Raw genomic sequence first — 12,831 nt, forward strand, 5'->3', positions numbered from 1 at the left:
ATCGGTAGCACGTCTTATTGTTTTACTTAGTGAGATATTTGGCACAAGCCATTGAAAGCTTACTATCTGCCCAAACATCTAATAATAGCTGACTGTCAACATAAGCAGTCGATGTGTGTTGACGGTAACGTTGCGTTCAATGACCTCAGTCATGTAATGCTAATTTTCCACTGTCAATAAGCAGAAGCTATTCTGCAAATTTAGACAGCTTGCTTGAAGAATCGCCAATAATAAAGGTCTTATTAAAACCAAATTAGTATTCATCACTCTAACAAGACGACTATTCATATAAGACGATTGTAAATAATCGCCAAATTATAATATTTTTATAAAATCTATAAGGACACTTTTAATGAATAAACAAATCATCCATGATCGCATCGATAACTTGCGTAAAGCGTTGGTTGAGCAAGATTTGACCGCGATTATCGTACCCTCTGCCGATCCGCATCTGTCTGAGTATCTTCCTGAATATTGGCAAGCCCGTCAGTGGTTATCTGGATTTACAGGCTCTGTCGGCACGCTGGTTGTGACAGCTGACTTTGCAGGCCTGTGGACAGACAGCCGTTATTGGGTACATGCTGCCGAACAGTTAGAGGGCACGGGTATTACGTTAGAGAAGTTAGCGCCAGGTCAGCCAAACCACATCGACTGGCTAGCCGATCATCTACAAGAAGGGGATAGCGTGGCAGTCGATGGCAATGTATTGTCTATCGCTGAGCAAGATCGCCTATTAAATGCGTTTGATGCCAATGACATTACCTTAATCACCGAGCGTGATGTGCTGACAGACGTTTGGATGGATCGTCCAGCACTACCCGCTGCTAAACTATACGTACACGATGAGCAATTCCTTGCCCAGTCTGCTAATTCAAAGTTAGCTGCCGTACGCGAAGGTATGGCGGCGGCAGGCGCAACACATCATCTACTCTCTAGTCTAGATGATATCGCGTGGTTGACCAACTTGCGCGGTGCTGATGTTGACTATAATCCTGTGTTCTTGTCACATATTTTGATTGACGCTGAGAAGGCGACACTGTTTATTGACAGCGATAAAGTCAGCGAAGAGATTGCATCTAGCCTAAAAGACAGCGGATTTAGCGTGGCTGACTACTCTGCTGTGCAAGATGCATTGAGCGCATTGACGCCAAACGATTTATTATTGTTAGATCCGAGCAAAGTCGCAGTAGGGACGCTCTCAAAAATGGCAGATGATGTTGGCTTTATTGAGCAAATGGCGCCTAGTACGCTACTCAAATCAGTGAAGGCTGACTCAGATATCGAGCATGTGCGTGAAGCCATGCGTCAAGATGGCGCTGCTTTGGCTGAGTTCTTTACGACGTTTGAGCAGCGTCTAGCAGCAGGCGAGCGTCTAAATGAGCTAGATGTTGATAGTATGCTGATAGAAGTGCGTAGTCGCCAGCCGCATTACGTCTCGCCAAGTTTCCCAACCATCGCAGGCTTTAATGAAAATGGTGCACTACCACATTACCGCGCCACACCAGAAAAATTCAGCTACCTTGATGTGGCCGAGGGCGAAGGTGGATTGCTACTGATTGACTCAGGTGCTCAGTACCAAAATGGCACAACGGATATTACACGCGTGGTTGGCATTGGACAAATAACCGCTGAGCACAAGCGCGACTTTACTATTGTGTTGAAAGCGCATATTGCCCTTGCTCGTGCTCATTTTCCTGATGGCATTGCCTCACCATTGATTGACGCCATTTGCCGTGCTCCATTATGGCAAGCGCAAATGGATTATGGTCATGGTACAGGTCACGGCGTTGGTTATTTCTTAAACGTACATGAAGGCCCGCAAGTTATCGCTTATAGCGCGAGCACGCCAAAAGAGCGTGCGATGAAAGTCGGTATGATTTCGAGCAACGAGCCAGGCCTGTACCGCGAAGGCAAATGGGGCATTCGTATCGAGAACTTGGTGGTAAATACAGCAGTTGCCAATCCTACCGAGACCGAGTTTGGTAATTTCTTGAACTTTGAGACCATCACTTACTGCCCAATCGATACGCGTCTGATTGAGCCGTCGTTGTTGGATCAAACCGAGAGAGATTGGTTGAATGACTATCATAGCCAAGTCTATGCAGAGCTAAAAGATCGCATCGAAGGCGCAGCGCTTGAGTGGTTGACTGAGCGTACCAAAGCTATTTAGTACCAAGCTCAAAGAATTTAAAAAGCCCCGTCAATGATTGACGGGGCTTTTTAATGCTTACTACTGAGCGGCTGCTTCTAAATATACGTCTAATATTGAAAAATAATCACTGTTAGTGGATATTTTTCTTAACAGCTTCGTTATTAGTAGTTGAGTCACTCTGTTCGCTAAAATGCTGGGTCACCTCGGCACGCAGCCAAGACTTGAGATTTTCAGACATCAGCATCATTTGCTCACTTAAATAATCATCCACCTGTGTTTCTAGTTCACGAATAAGCTGCTCGTGCGTTGCATCGAGCTGAGTGTCTTTTAATGCCAACTTAATCGCTGTACCAGCTTTATTATTGATGTCTTCGATAGGTTCATCGCTGAGGACATGGATTTTTTCGCTGAGGGTATTGCTGTCAGTGTTTTCATTTTTAACACTGCTAATGCTGTTGTTGCTAATGTTACTCTCGCTACTTATTGTATTAGACGCTGTCTTTTCGATACTTTTACCAGTGTTGCGAGTAATGGTGATATTGGCAATGCCCTTATGCGAGCTGGCTTTATCTGCCTCAGTAGCGGCGCTGTCTTTATCCGCATTATTTTTTTCGATCGCTCGCTGCTCATTCTCTTCTTTTTCTTTTTGAGCCGCTGCGTCTTTGCGTTGGTCCGCTTCGGCCTCTTTCTGTTGCGCTTCTTCTAATCGTTGTTTTTCAGCTTCGACTTGTTCTTGTTTGTCTGTGATTGCTTTGGCGATCGCTTGCTCTGCATTATAGTTATCATATAGCTCATCCACATGGGCATCCAAATCATGCGTATTAAAAGTGAAGCTTTCAAATACGGTGTCTGCTTGCAGTAAGGTGGTGATGTCTTTTAGCTCTTGGGTAATGGCTGCGCGTACTGGCTCAGGTGCACACGTCCAGCGCTGATAAAACTGATGGGAAAATGAGTAGCTTGACATGGTATCTTCCATAAATGTTCCAAAAATTACCCCTTATCATACGCAAGTACGATAAGGGGCTGCAAGTGGACAAACGTAGCAAATCTGACACCAACGTTACAACGCATTCATTACAATGCGCTGCGATGTAGATGGGTGGCTGTTATGGATTGACCGGCCAACGCGCAAATACCAAGGAACCATTGGTACCGCCAAAGCCAAAGCTATTGGACACCGCGTACTGCAAGTTTTCGACTTTACGTGATTGGTTGGCCACATAGTCGAGATTACAGTTGTCTTCGACATCGTCTAAATTGATCGTCGGCGGCACATGCTGATGCTGTAGAGCAAGTACGGTAAAGATAGCTTCAACCCCGCCCGCTGCACCCAGTAGATGCCCTGTCATCGATTTGGTTGAGCTGACCAAAATGCTGTCTTTGACTGGCGAAAACACTGTTTCGATCGCAATTGACTCAGCCACATCGCCAGCAGGGGTGCTAGTACCATGGGCGTTGACATAACCGACGCTTGATGGCTCGATCCCAGCATCATTTAGGGCATTGCGCATGGCTTTTGCAGCGCCGCTACCGTCTTCCGGTGGCGCAGTGATATGGCTGGCATCATCGCTCATCCCAAATCCGACCAGCTCGGCCAGTATGGTTGCACCGCGTGCTTTGGCATGGGCAAGGCTCTCGAGTACCACCATCCCAGCACCGTCACCGAGTACAAAACCGTCACGGCCTTTATCAAATGGACGCGAGGCTTTGGTCGGCTCATCATTGCGCGTCGAGAGTGCATGCATGGCACTGAACCCTGCGATGCCAAGAGGGCTTGAGCCTTTTTCACTACCGCCGGCTAGCATGACATCAGCATCACCGTATGCGATCAAACGCGCTGCAAGACCCATGGCATGAGTTGCAGTGGTACAAGCCGTAGAAGTCGCAAGGTTTGGACCTTTTAACGTGTGCTTGATTGCAACCAACCCTGCGGCCATATTGACGATAGAGCCTGGGATAATAAAAGGTGAGACTTTGCTCGCGCCTTTTTCGTGTAGGGTATCGCGGCTATTTTCGATGGTTTGGATACCACCAATACCTGAACCCAAAATAATGCCAAAGCGATCTTGGTCGACGCCTTGTACAGGGGCATCTGCGGCACTGACTTCATCAATGAGTCCGGCGTTTTTTAATGCCATTGCGGAGGCTGCGATACCATAATGAATAAACTCATCATAGCGTCGCGCGTCTTTGGCATTCATATATTGTTTGGCATCGAAGTCTTTGACCACACCTGCAATTTGTGCGCGGTAACCTGTAGCATCAAAGTGGGAAATCGATGTGATTCCACTGTCACCATTGAGCAATTTAGACCATGAGCTCTCGACATCTAGGCCCAGCGGTGTGATGGCACCCATGCCTGTGACCACGACACGTGTCTCATCAGAGCGGTCATAATGCGGTGGCTTTTGACGGGGTTTGTGCGTAGATGCGGCAGCCGTAGGATTGATCGCCTCATCGGTCGCTTGGTCAGTCGGTGAACTGCTGTTTTGGCTCATAAAATATATCCTGTACTTACGGGTCCTAAGAGGATGACGTTTTAAAAGTATTATAAAGCACGTAGGTGGACGTATGTAAACTAAAATCTAACTGGTCAGACAAAGCAAACTTGCCCCAATACCACGCCTTTACTCGCGCCAGTAACCGCTGGCAAGTTACCCGTTTCGCCCATCAATGTCTGTCTGGCCAACCAAGCAAATGCCACTGCCTCCACCCATGTCGGTGCCAGTCCTAAAGTTTCTGTGGTCTCAACGGTGCAGTAGGGCAGATGTGCTTGCAGTCGTGTCATCAGATAGTCATTCAATGCCCCGCCGCCACAGACATAGACCGAGCTATTGCTATCTGTATTGGTAAACATATTGACCTGTGTACTGGCACTGATAGCGGTCAGCTCAGTCAACGTCGTTTGTACATCAACCGCTGAATAAATGATGTCAGTATTGGCTTGTTCAAAAGCCTGTAATTCATCTTGCAACCAAGTTAAGTTAAAGTCCTCACGGCCAGTGCTTTTAGGATAAGGTTTTGCAAAAAATGGATGCGCTAATAATTGAGTTAATAGCGGCTCAATAATCGTGCCAGACTGTGCCCAAGCGCCACCTGCATCATAAGCATGATCAGTATGCAACGAGGTCCATGCATCCAATAATAAGTTGGCAGGGCCAGTATCGTAGCCAACGACATTCTGCAATTTATCTTCTGACGTATTCTCTGCGCTATCAGCTACCGCTGGCAAGACCGTTATATTGGCAATACCACCCAAGTTCAGTAGCACACGGGTGCGGTTAGGCGTTGCAAATAATGCTTGATGAAACGCCGGTACCAGTGGTGCGCCTTGACCACCGACTGCCATATCACGACGACGGAAATCGCTGACCACGCTGATACCGGTACGCTCAGCGATGATATTGGCATCGACCAATTGCAACGTGAATCCCATCTGCGGGCGATGGCGCACGGTTTGACCGTGACAGCCAATCGCCAGTACTGACTCAGCATCAGTATTTGATTGCTGCAATAATGTATTGACCACTTCGCTCGCGAACTCAGCGTACGCGCGACTTGCCCAGCCGAACCAATCCAGCTCGCTACTTGATTCGCAGTTTGGCTCGTTTGTTAGGCCATCCGCTATAGGTATTAATGCTTGGATGCCGTTTGGCTGACACAGTGCCAATAACACCTCGCGCAGTCGCGGCGGAAAATCTTGGCTGTACGTCGCAAGCAAGCGCATGGGCTGTTGGATATTGTCTTCGTCGCTTATCTCAGGATTAAATTGACAAAGAACAGCATCCATACCATCCAAACTGGTACCTGACATCATGCCGATATATAAGCCATCATCAAAGCTCTCAAACACTGTTTGCTCAAGGGCATCGGTCAGCGTGGCATAGTTCGAATTATCATAGGTCAAGTCATCAATATCGTTTGAACTGTTATTCAAACCATTATTAATAAGCAAGTCTGCAAGGGTATTATGGTCAGTATCAGCAATCGATGCGGGGTTGGTCATGGCAATTTACCTTAAAAAACGCTAGTATATCCGTCAAATTCTATCATTTTTTCTAACCTTTTGAGCTTTTAAACGTCATCAGACGTCGAGCTTATAACCGTCACTCATAAAAATCCCAATAAAAGCGATATATAGAGAACACCATGACCGAAAAAACCTACACTCTAGAAGAACAATTGGCCCTTATCCAGCGCGGCACACAAGAGATACTATCCGAAGACGACTTAGTGGCGAAGCTAAAGCTAAACCGTCCACTGCGTATCAAGGCAGGCTTTGATCCTACCGCACCTGATCTGCATTTGGGGCACACAGTACTGATTAATAAGCTCAAGCATTTCCAAGATTTGGGTCATGAGATTTACTTTTTAATCGGCGACTATACCGCCAAGATTGGCGACCCGTCTGGTAAAAACAGCACGCGTCCACCATTGACCGATGAGCAAATCAAGGCCAATGCCACGACTTATGCTGAGCAAGTATTTAAAATCTTGGACAAAGAAAAGACTCGCGTGGTCTTTAATTCTGAATGGTTCAAGGACATGAGCGCCGCTGATATGATTCAGCTTGCCAGTCAGCAAACGGTTTCGCGTATGCTAGAGCGTGATGATTTCTCTAAACGCTATGCCTCGCAAACGCCTATCTCAATCCATGAGTTCCTCTACCCACTGGTACAAGGCTATGATTCTATCGCGTTAAAAGCCGATGTCGAGCTTGGTGGTACCGATCAAACCTTTAACTTATTAATGGGTCGCACGTTGCAAGGCCGTTATGGTCAAGAGCAGCAAGTGTGTATCACAGTGCCGATTTTGGAAGGGTTAGACGGCGTTAATAAAATGTCTAAATCGTTGAATAACTATGTTGCTATCTATGATGCGCCAGGCACCATGTATCAAAAAATCCTATCTATGCCAGACACCCTGATTCATCGCTATTTTGAATTTTTAAGCTTTAAGCCAATGGACGAAGTCGAAGGTTTATTGGCGGAGATGAAAGAGGGTCGTAACCCACAAGAAATCAAACGTATCTTGGCCGAAGAGTTGATTGAGCGTTTCCATGATGCCGATGCGGCTGCCAATGCGCATAAGTCAGCCGGTAATGTGTTAGCCGATGGCGAGCTGCCAATCGATTTGCCAGAAGTAACGGTAGATTTAGAAGGTCAAGATGCACTGTTTATCACTCAGGTACTGAACCAATCTGGGCTTGCGAAAAACAGCTCATCGGCCAAAGACATGGTAAAACGCGGTGTGGTAAGAGTAGATGGCGAAGTTGTTGATGGTGGCTTTAGTCTCACTTCAGGTCAGACGGTCGTGATTCAAGCAGGCAAAAAAGCTTATGCGAAAGTGACAGTTGGTTAAGTAACATATAAAAATGATTAAAAGCGAGGTCGGCAGTCATTGTCGACTTTTTTTATGAAGCGACCATTAGCAGCCATTTTTTAATATTAGGAATTTGCTATGACTAAAATCATCCCTCAAGGCATCTACCGCCATTACAAAGGCAGCCTTTACCAAGTTTTGCATACCGCGCAGCATTCTGAGACTGAAGAATCATTGGTCGTTTACCGCTGCCTGTATGGTGAGTACGGTGTGTGGGTTCGCCCATTAGCTATGTTTACTGAAACAGTCACCGTAGATGGTAAAGGAATACCACGATTTGAATTAATCAAAGATTTAGCCAGTTAGTTTTGATCTTCTGCGAACTTACATAACAACTCATTAAACAAATAAAAAGCGACTTTCAAAGTCGCTTTTTTTACGTCTGCTAAAACAAGTCTTTTAAAGACTAACTATGCAGAAACCGCTTTAAAACATTGTAAAATCCCACAGGTGCATCCATCGGCACAGCATGACCTGACTTTGGCAAAATAATGCTGTGCGCATTGGGCAACAAAGTGGTCAAACGCTGTTGCCACTCTGCACTATATAACTGTGAACGCCCACCAATCAGTAAGGTAGTCGGAATATTGACCGTTGGCAAAACCTCGCGGTAATCGTAGGGCAGCGCAACATATGCAGATAGGCAGCGCAGTTTATGCTGCCATGTCGCGTGCTGCATTAAGGAGATTTTGTGCGGTGCCCGATAACTGAGGGCTTTTACCAACAATTGCGAAGATTTACTACTGACAGACAGCAGAGAAAAAGAGCGTTCCATGTCTAATAAATTTACTTTTAATCGATAAGGCAGGTGACGGAAGTCAACCATTTGCTCGGCTTGCATATAAGGGGCCACGTCGGCAATCAACCGTGTAAATTCTGCAAACAATTCGGTTTGACGCGCACCAAATACACCGCCACCTTGCCAGTCTGGCTGATTATGAATGATCGGTGCTTGGTCAATATTCAGATAACGACTCACGCGCTGAGTGCCAAAGCGCTGAAAATACGCCCACATGACCAATGCGCCCATCGATATCGCGGCAACAGGAAAAGCCTCAATGCCGGTTTCTTCGCTCACGTATTCAAATACATCTTGGGTATCTTGTGCATATTGCTTAATAAAATCAAACGTTGACAACGCTAGATGACTGGCCAAACCAAACCCTCTAAAATGCGGCAAGTAAAAGCAGTAGTGCTGAATCAGCGGTAAAATAAATGGCAAAAATTGCCTCGCATCCATACCAAAAGCATGCATTAAGAGGACAGGTTTACCTTTGCCAATGACAGAGACGGGCAGCAGTATTCCATCAGTTATTTGGATAGTAATGGTCTTTAGCTGGTAAGGAGTAGAAAAGGGTATGAGGTCTTTTTTCATAAAGTGATATCGCTTTTATCGTCAAGGTATTGGGGTATCAGGTTGTCAAGATATCAGGGTTGATTGGTCGAGATGTATCGTTGCAAAATTCGCTATACCGCTAATAAAAGACTGCTATATTAAAGCAGTCATTTGACCATAGCACAGAATTTAACTCAGGGTAAAAGCCGTCGCAGTGACAGGTGACAACCGATGATAACGGACGATAGCTGATAAGGATATACGCACATGAGCAGATCGACATTGCCATTACTCGATAGCAGCCTATATCCACAGCTGTGGCAGCAGCAGATATTGCTCAGTCCGCAGGCGCTTTTGCTGTCGATGCTTTCAGCTACCCTGAATACGGATGTCACAGCAGATACCAATGATTTTGCTAAGCAACTCGTGGCGAATGAGGTCTATCAAGAGTGGATTAATACCACAGTGTTCGGGCGTTATCTTCATCGTAACTTTATTGCGTTTTATCAGCAGACAGAAGACAGTTTTAACACAGATATGCCTGCAATATTTCGTCAAGAGTTGATGCGCCATACGCAGTATTTACCACTCAATCAGGTATTGTTTTTTGCAGGAGACATGCCCAAAAGTGTGCGACAAATAAAGATACTAACCACTACTGTGAATCCAGCAACTGCGATCATAAATGCCCAGATAATGTCCCAGAAGCTGACCGTGAATAATTCAAAGTTAATCGTTAATCAGATAGCCATCACTGGTAAGCAAGTTTTAGGATTTGCGATACGTCATAATAAACGTACTAGCGAACGTCTTCGTAATGAAGTGCTGATTTTGGACTTTCAGGATTTACGTTTGGTCAATGAGCAAGTTATTGAAGACATAAAAAAAAGCAATATAGAGTTCTCTATATTGCTTCGATCTTATGAGATACGCTAACAGTTTTGGTGTTGATAAATGATACATCGATAAACAACATTGATACTATAACTAGCCGAGCAGTTAATATTAACCTTGCTTGGCAATCGTCAGCCCATTATAGGTCTGGGCGACTGGCATGACTTCTAAACGGTTGACGTTAATATGAGCAGGTGATTCGATTAGCCATAATAAAATATCACCGATATCTTCACCTGTCATGGTTTTAAAACCATCATAAACCTTGGCAGCTTTGTCATCATCGCCATGATAGCGCACGTTTGAAAACTCAGTGCCAGCCACATTACCAGGCTCAAGGTTGGTCACACGCACTTGCGTGCCAATTAAGTCAGCTCGCAAGTTTAAGCTGAACTGTTTTACAAATGCTTTAGTTGCGCCGTAAACGTTACCACCGAAATAAGGCCAGCTACCAGCAATCGAACCCACATTGATGATATAACCGCTATCACGAGCCACCATCGCTGGCAAGACCGCATGAGTCAACGCCATCAAGCCTTTAATATTGGTATCAGTCATGCGCATCCAATCATCAAGACTGGCTTTGTGAGCAGGCTCTGCACCGAGTGCCAATCCTGCATTATTGACCAAGACATCGATTTGCTTAAAATCATCAGGCAAGTCAGCAATGATTTGTGGAATAGAAGCCGTATCACTCACATCCATAACCACGGGTAAAAAAGCCTCACCTAAAGTCTCTGCCAAAGCAGTCAGTTTATCAAGGCGTCTGGCACAGCCGATTACTTGATGACCATTAGCAACCAAACGCTCTGCTAATGCTTTACCAAAACCCGCGCTTGCGCCAGTAATCAATACGTTCATTGTGTGTCCTTATCAGTGATGTTGTCTGGTTTTGCCATAATTTTGATGACGGCTTTATTTACCCTATGCGACTTATCTATTTGATAATTGCTTACCAAAGATTTTATCACCCGCATCACCCAGACCTGGAATGATATAACCATGCTCATCCAAGTGGCTGTCTAGTGCAGCGGTATAAATGGTCACGTCAGGATGCGCTTCATTTACTAAGCGTACGCCTTCAGGGGCAGCAACCAATACCAATGCTTTGATATTCGTACAGCCGTTTTTCTTTAGCATCTCGATGGTCGCGACCATTGAGCCACCTGTGGCTAGCATTGGATCAATGATAAGAGCAGGACGTTTGTCCATATGGCTCACGAATTTCTCAAAAAACGGTACTGGCTGCAACGTTTCTTCATCACGTTGTAGACCGACCACAGAAATCTTAGCAGTAGGAATTAAGTCGAGCACGCCATCTAGCATGCCAATACCTGCGCGTAAAATCGGTACGATCGTCGCCGTCTTACCGATGATTTGCTCACCAGTGATTTCACCACACCAGCCTTCCATTGGGAAAGTTTCAATTTCAAAATCGCGGCTTGCTTCATAGGCCATCAAGCGGGCAAGTTCTTTGGTCAGTGTACGAAATTTATAAGTACTACAGTCTTTTTCGCGCATGAGACTGAGTTTGTGACGGACTAGTGGATGATCGATTACCGTAATGTTTAAACCGCTATTTAAGTCACTCATAAGTATTCTCTTGGGTTCTAGTCTGATGCTTGCGCAGTCACTGCGCTTGCTATTAGTAAAAAAGATACAAACACTTACTGCATATCCACCCTATATTTAGCGCATCAATAGTAAAGTTAATGCTTAGGGTAGCCAAATGCATCTATCACACTTTGGACATGATAGACGTGAGTACAGTACGGCTTATAGGTAGGCGCGATACAGAAGTTATTAAAAAATACATCTAAAGTCGCATTACCTTTTGAGCCGACTATATTTGACTATATAGAATGATTATAAATGTAGTAGTGTTTAGACCTGCTATGATACCAAAAAAACGACTTTTCTGATGAAGAATATCATGACTATAAAAACACCAAGCACCCAAGAAACCATCGATACTGAATCGAAATCACTAGAGAACAGAGCAGTAGAGGTTGAAACCCATCCTTTTGAGCCCGTCTTACCGCCCAATGCAACGATCATGATGATGGGCACCTTTCCACCGACTGCTGATAAATGGGCCATGAGCTTTCACTATCCCAATTTCTATAATGATATGTGGCGGATATATGGTCGCGTGTTTTTTGATGATGCTGAGTATTTCAGAGTAGGTGACGAAAAGCGCTTTAATCCTGAGCATATCCGTGACTTTATGTTTGAACGTGGTATCGCGTCTTGTCCAACCGTCAAGCAAGCCATCCGTGAGACAGGTAACGCCTCTGATAAAAATTTAACCGTTGTTACACCTGTTGATTTAGACAATACATTGCTACAAGTGCCAAAGGTAAAGACATTATTTACCACAGGAGGCAAGGCGACCGAGGTATTACTTGGGTTATTAGATGAGCCAATTGCCAAATCAAAGTACCCAAAAACCAATGATAGTATGAACTATCCATATAAGTGGCAAAGCGCAAGTGATAAAGAAGCAGATGTGAATAACTTAACTTTATATAGACTGCCTTCAACCTCACGTGCTTATCCGTTATCGTTGGATAAGAAGGTTGCAGCCTATAAAGCATTCTTTAAAAAAATGGGTAAGTTATAAGCAGTTATATAGAAAAGAGTGGCGTAGCAGTATTGGTATATCAGTGAGATTTCAATCATATATTATTGGTAAAGTAGAAGCGATTTTCTAAAGAAGTAGAAAGGCATAAGAGCTTTAGCAGCAATATCTAAAATTCTGAATAGATAAATTTATCCTAACCCATTGAAACTAATGTAATATTATATAGGCGATCAAACTAATTAATAAACCTTTGATTAAGCAGTTGACACAGCTTTTAAACTCTATACAATACGCCCCACAGCAAAGGAAGCTAGGCAGTAAGTTAACAAACTTATTACTTAGATTACCGAGTTGAGACAATTTATAAAAAAGCTTGACAAATCAAATCATTATGATAAGATAGTCGGCTCGCTAGATAGCTTAAACCGTAAGGGATTGAGACTAAACAGCAAGAGAGATACCCTATATATCAGTTACTGGACG

The 12,831-nt window shown here is 44.6% G+C and carries 11 protein-coding genes; 5 read left to right on the top strand and 6 right to left on the bottom strand.

Going from position 1 to position 12,831, the window contains the following annotated elements; all coding sequences use genetic code 11:
- Window positions 1-352: 352 nt before the first annotated feature.
- Window positions 353-2,170 carry an aminopeptidase P family protein gene (locus tag I6E86_RS11480; protein ID WP_197177577.1) on the top strand — a complete coding sequence of 606 codons (1,818 nt, stop codon included), beginning with the start codon at window positions 353-355 and terminating at the stop codon, window positions 2,168-2,170.
- A gap of 112 nt (window positions 2,171-2,282) precedes the next feature.
- Here I6E86_RS11480 and I6E86_RS11485 read toward each other — a convergent pair whose 3' ends face one another.
- The 3 genes from I6E86_RS11485 to I6E86_RS11495 form a co-directional block, all read right to left on the bottom strand.
- On the bottom strand, window positions 2,283-3,128 hold the full coding sequence (locus I6E86_RS11485) for a hypothetical protein (protein WP_197177578.1): 846 nt from the start codon (window positions 3,126-3,128) through the stop codon (window positions 2,283-2,285).
- A 130-nt stretch (window positions 3,129-3,258) separates the two neighbouring features.
- Window positions 3,259-4,650, bottom strand: coding sequence for a beta-ketoacyl-ACP synthase II (fabF, locus tag I6E86_RS11490; RefSeq protein WP_227669708.1), 1,392 nt, complete (start codon window positions 4,648-4,650; stop codon window positions 3,259-3,261).
- Between the two features lie 95 nt (window positions 4,651-4,745).
- Window positions 4,746-6,158, bottom strand: a complete 1,413-nt coding sequence (locus I6E86_RS11495) for an anhydro-N-acetylmuramic acid kinase (RefSeq protein ID WP_197177579.1) — start codon at window positions 6,156-6,158, stop codon at window positions 4,746-4,748.
- A gap of 143 nt (window positions 6,159-6,301) precedes the next feature.
- On the opposite strand from I6E86_RS11495, the gene tyrS reads away from it, so the two are divergent.
- Window positions 6,302-7,513 (top strand): tyrosine--tRNA ligase, encoded by a 1,212-nt coding sequence (gene tyrS, locus I6E86_RS11500; RefSeq protein ID WP_197177580.1) that lies wholly within the window; start codon window positions 6,302-6,304, stop codon window positions 7,511-7,513.
- Window positions 7,514-7,612: 99 nt separating this feature from the next.
- Window positions 7,613-7,840: a DUF1653 domain-containing protein gene (locus tag I6E86_RS11505; protein WP_197177581.1), complete on the top strand. Its 228-nt coding sequence runs from the start codon at window positions 7,613-7,615 to the stop codon at window positions 7,838-7,840.
- A gap of 100 nt (window positions 7,841-7,940) precedes the next feature.
- Here I6E86_RS11505 and I6E86_RS11510 read toward each other — a convergent pair whose 3' ends face one another.
- The gene (locus I6E86_RS11510) at window positions 7,941-8,909 is read right to left on the bottom strand and encodes an alpha/beta fold hydrolase (protein ID WP_197177582.1); all 969 of its coding nucleotides are present in this window, start codon (window positions 8,907-8,909) and stop codon (window positions 7,941-7,943) included.
- A 228-nt stretch (window positions 8,910-9,137) separates the two neighbouring features.
- Between I6E86_RS11510 and I6E86_RS11515 the strand changes: the two genes are divergently transcribed.
- Window positions 9,138-9,806, top strand: coding sequence for a hypothetical protein (locus I6E86_RS11515; RefSeq protein WP_197177583.1), 669 nt, complete (start codon window positions 9,138-9,140; stop codon window positions 9,804-9,806).
- 69 nt (window positions 9,807-9,875) lie between these two features.
- Here the strand turns inward: I6E86_RS11515 and I6E86_RS11520 are convergent, their stop codons facing one another.
- Window positions 9,876-10,625, bottom strand: a complete 750-nt coding sequence (locus I6E86_RS11520; RefSeq protein WP_197177584.1) for an SDR family NAD(P)-dependent oxidoreductase — start codon at window positions 10,623-10,625, stop codon at window positions 9,876-9,878.
- Between the two features lie 72 nt (window positions 10,626-10,697).
- Entirely contained in the window at window positions 10,698-11,357 is a 660-nt protein-coding gene (upp, locus tag I6E86_RS11525) for a uracil phosphoribosyltransferase (RefSeq protein ID WP_194364955.1), read from the bottom strand.
- A 463-nt stretch (window positions 11,358-11,820) separates the two neighbouring features.
- Between upp and I6E86_RS11530 the strand changes: the two genes are divergently transcribed.
- Complete coding sequence (locus I6E86_RS11530) at window positions 11,821-12,387, top strand: DNA glycosylase (RefSeq protein WP_413787005.1); 567 nt, start codon at window positions 11,821-11,823, stop codon at window positions 12,385-12,387.
- The last annotated feature ends 444 nt before the right edge of the window (window positions 12,388-12,831 follow it).

The sequence above is a fragment of the Psychrobacter sp. SWN149 genome (assembly GCF_015864565.1).
Taxonomy (GTDB): Bacteria; Pseudomonadota; Gammaproteobacteria; order Pseudomonadales; family Moraxellaceae; genus Psychrobacter.

Coding starts and splice junctions, on each gene's coding strand:
- I6E86_RS11480 (WP_197177577.1), top strand. CDS start 353: ATGAATAAACAAATCATCCATGATCGCATCGATAACTTGCGTAAAGCG.
- I6E86_RS11485 (WP_197177578.1), bottom strand. CDS start 3,128: ATGGAAGATACCATGTCAAGCTACTCATTTTCCCATCAGTTTTATCAG.
- fabF (WP_227669708.1), bottom strand. CDS start 4,650: ATGAGCCAAAACAGCAGTTCACCGACTGACCAAGCGACCGATGAGGCG.
- I6E86_RS11495 (WP_197177579.1), bottom strand. CDS start 6,158: ATGACCAACCCCGCATCGATTGCTGATACTGACCATAATACCCTTGCA.
- tyrS (WP_197177580.1), top strand. CDS start 6,302: ATGACCGAAAAAACCTACACTCTAGAAGAACAATTGGCCCTTATCCAG.
- I6E86_RS11505 (WP_197177581.1), top strand. CDS start 7,613: ATGACTAAAATCATCCCTCAAGGCATCTACCGCCATTACAAAGGCAGC.
- I6E86_RS11510 (WP_197177582.1), bottom strand. CDS start 8,909: ATGAAAAAAGACCTCATACCCTTTTCTACTCCTTACCAGCTAAAGACC.
- I6E86_RS11515 (WP_197177583.1), top strand. CDS start 9,138: ATGAGCAGATCGACATTGCCATTACTCGATAGCAGCCTATATCCACAG.
- I6E86_RS11520 (WP_197177584.1), bottom strand. CDS start 10,625: ATGAACGTATTGATTACTGGCGCAAGCGCGGGTTTTGGTAAAGCATTA.
- upp (WP_194364955.1), bottom strand. CDS start 11,357: ATGAGTGACTTAAATAGCGGTTTAAACATTACGGTAATCGATCATCCA.
- I6E86_RS11530 (WP_413787005.1), top strand. CDS start 11,821: ATGATGATGGGCACCTTTCCACCGACTGCTGATAAATGGGCCATGAGC.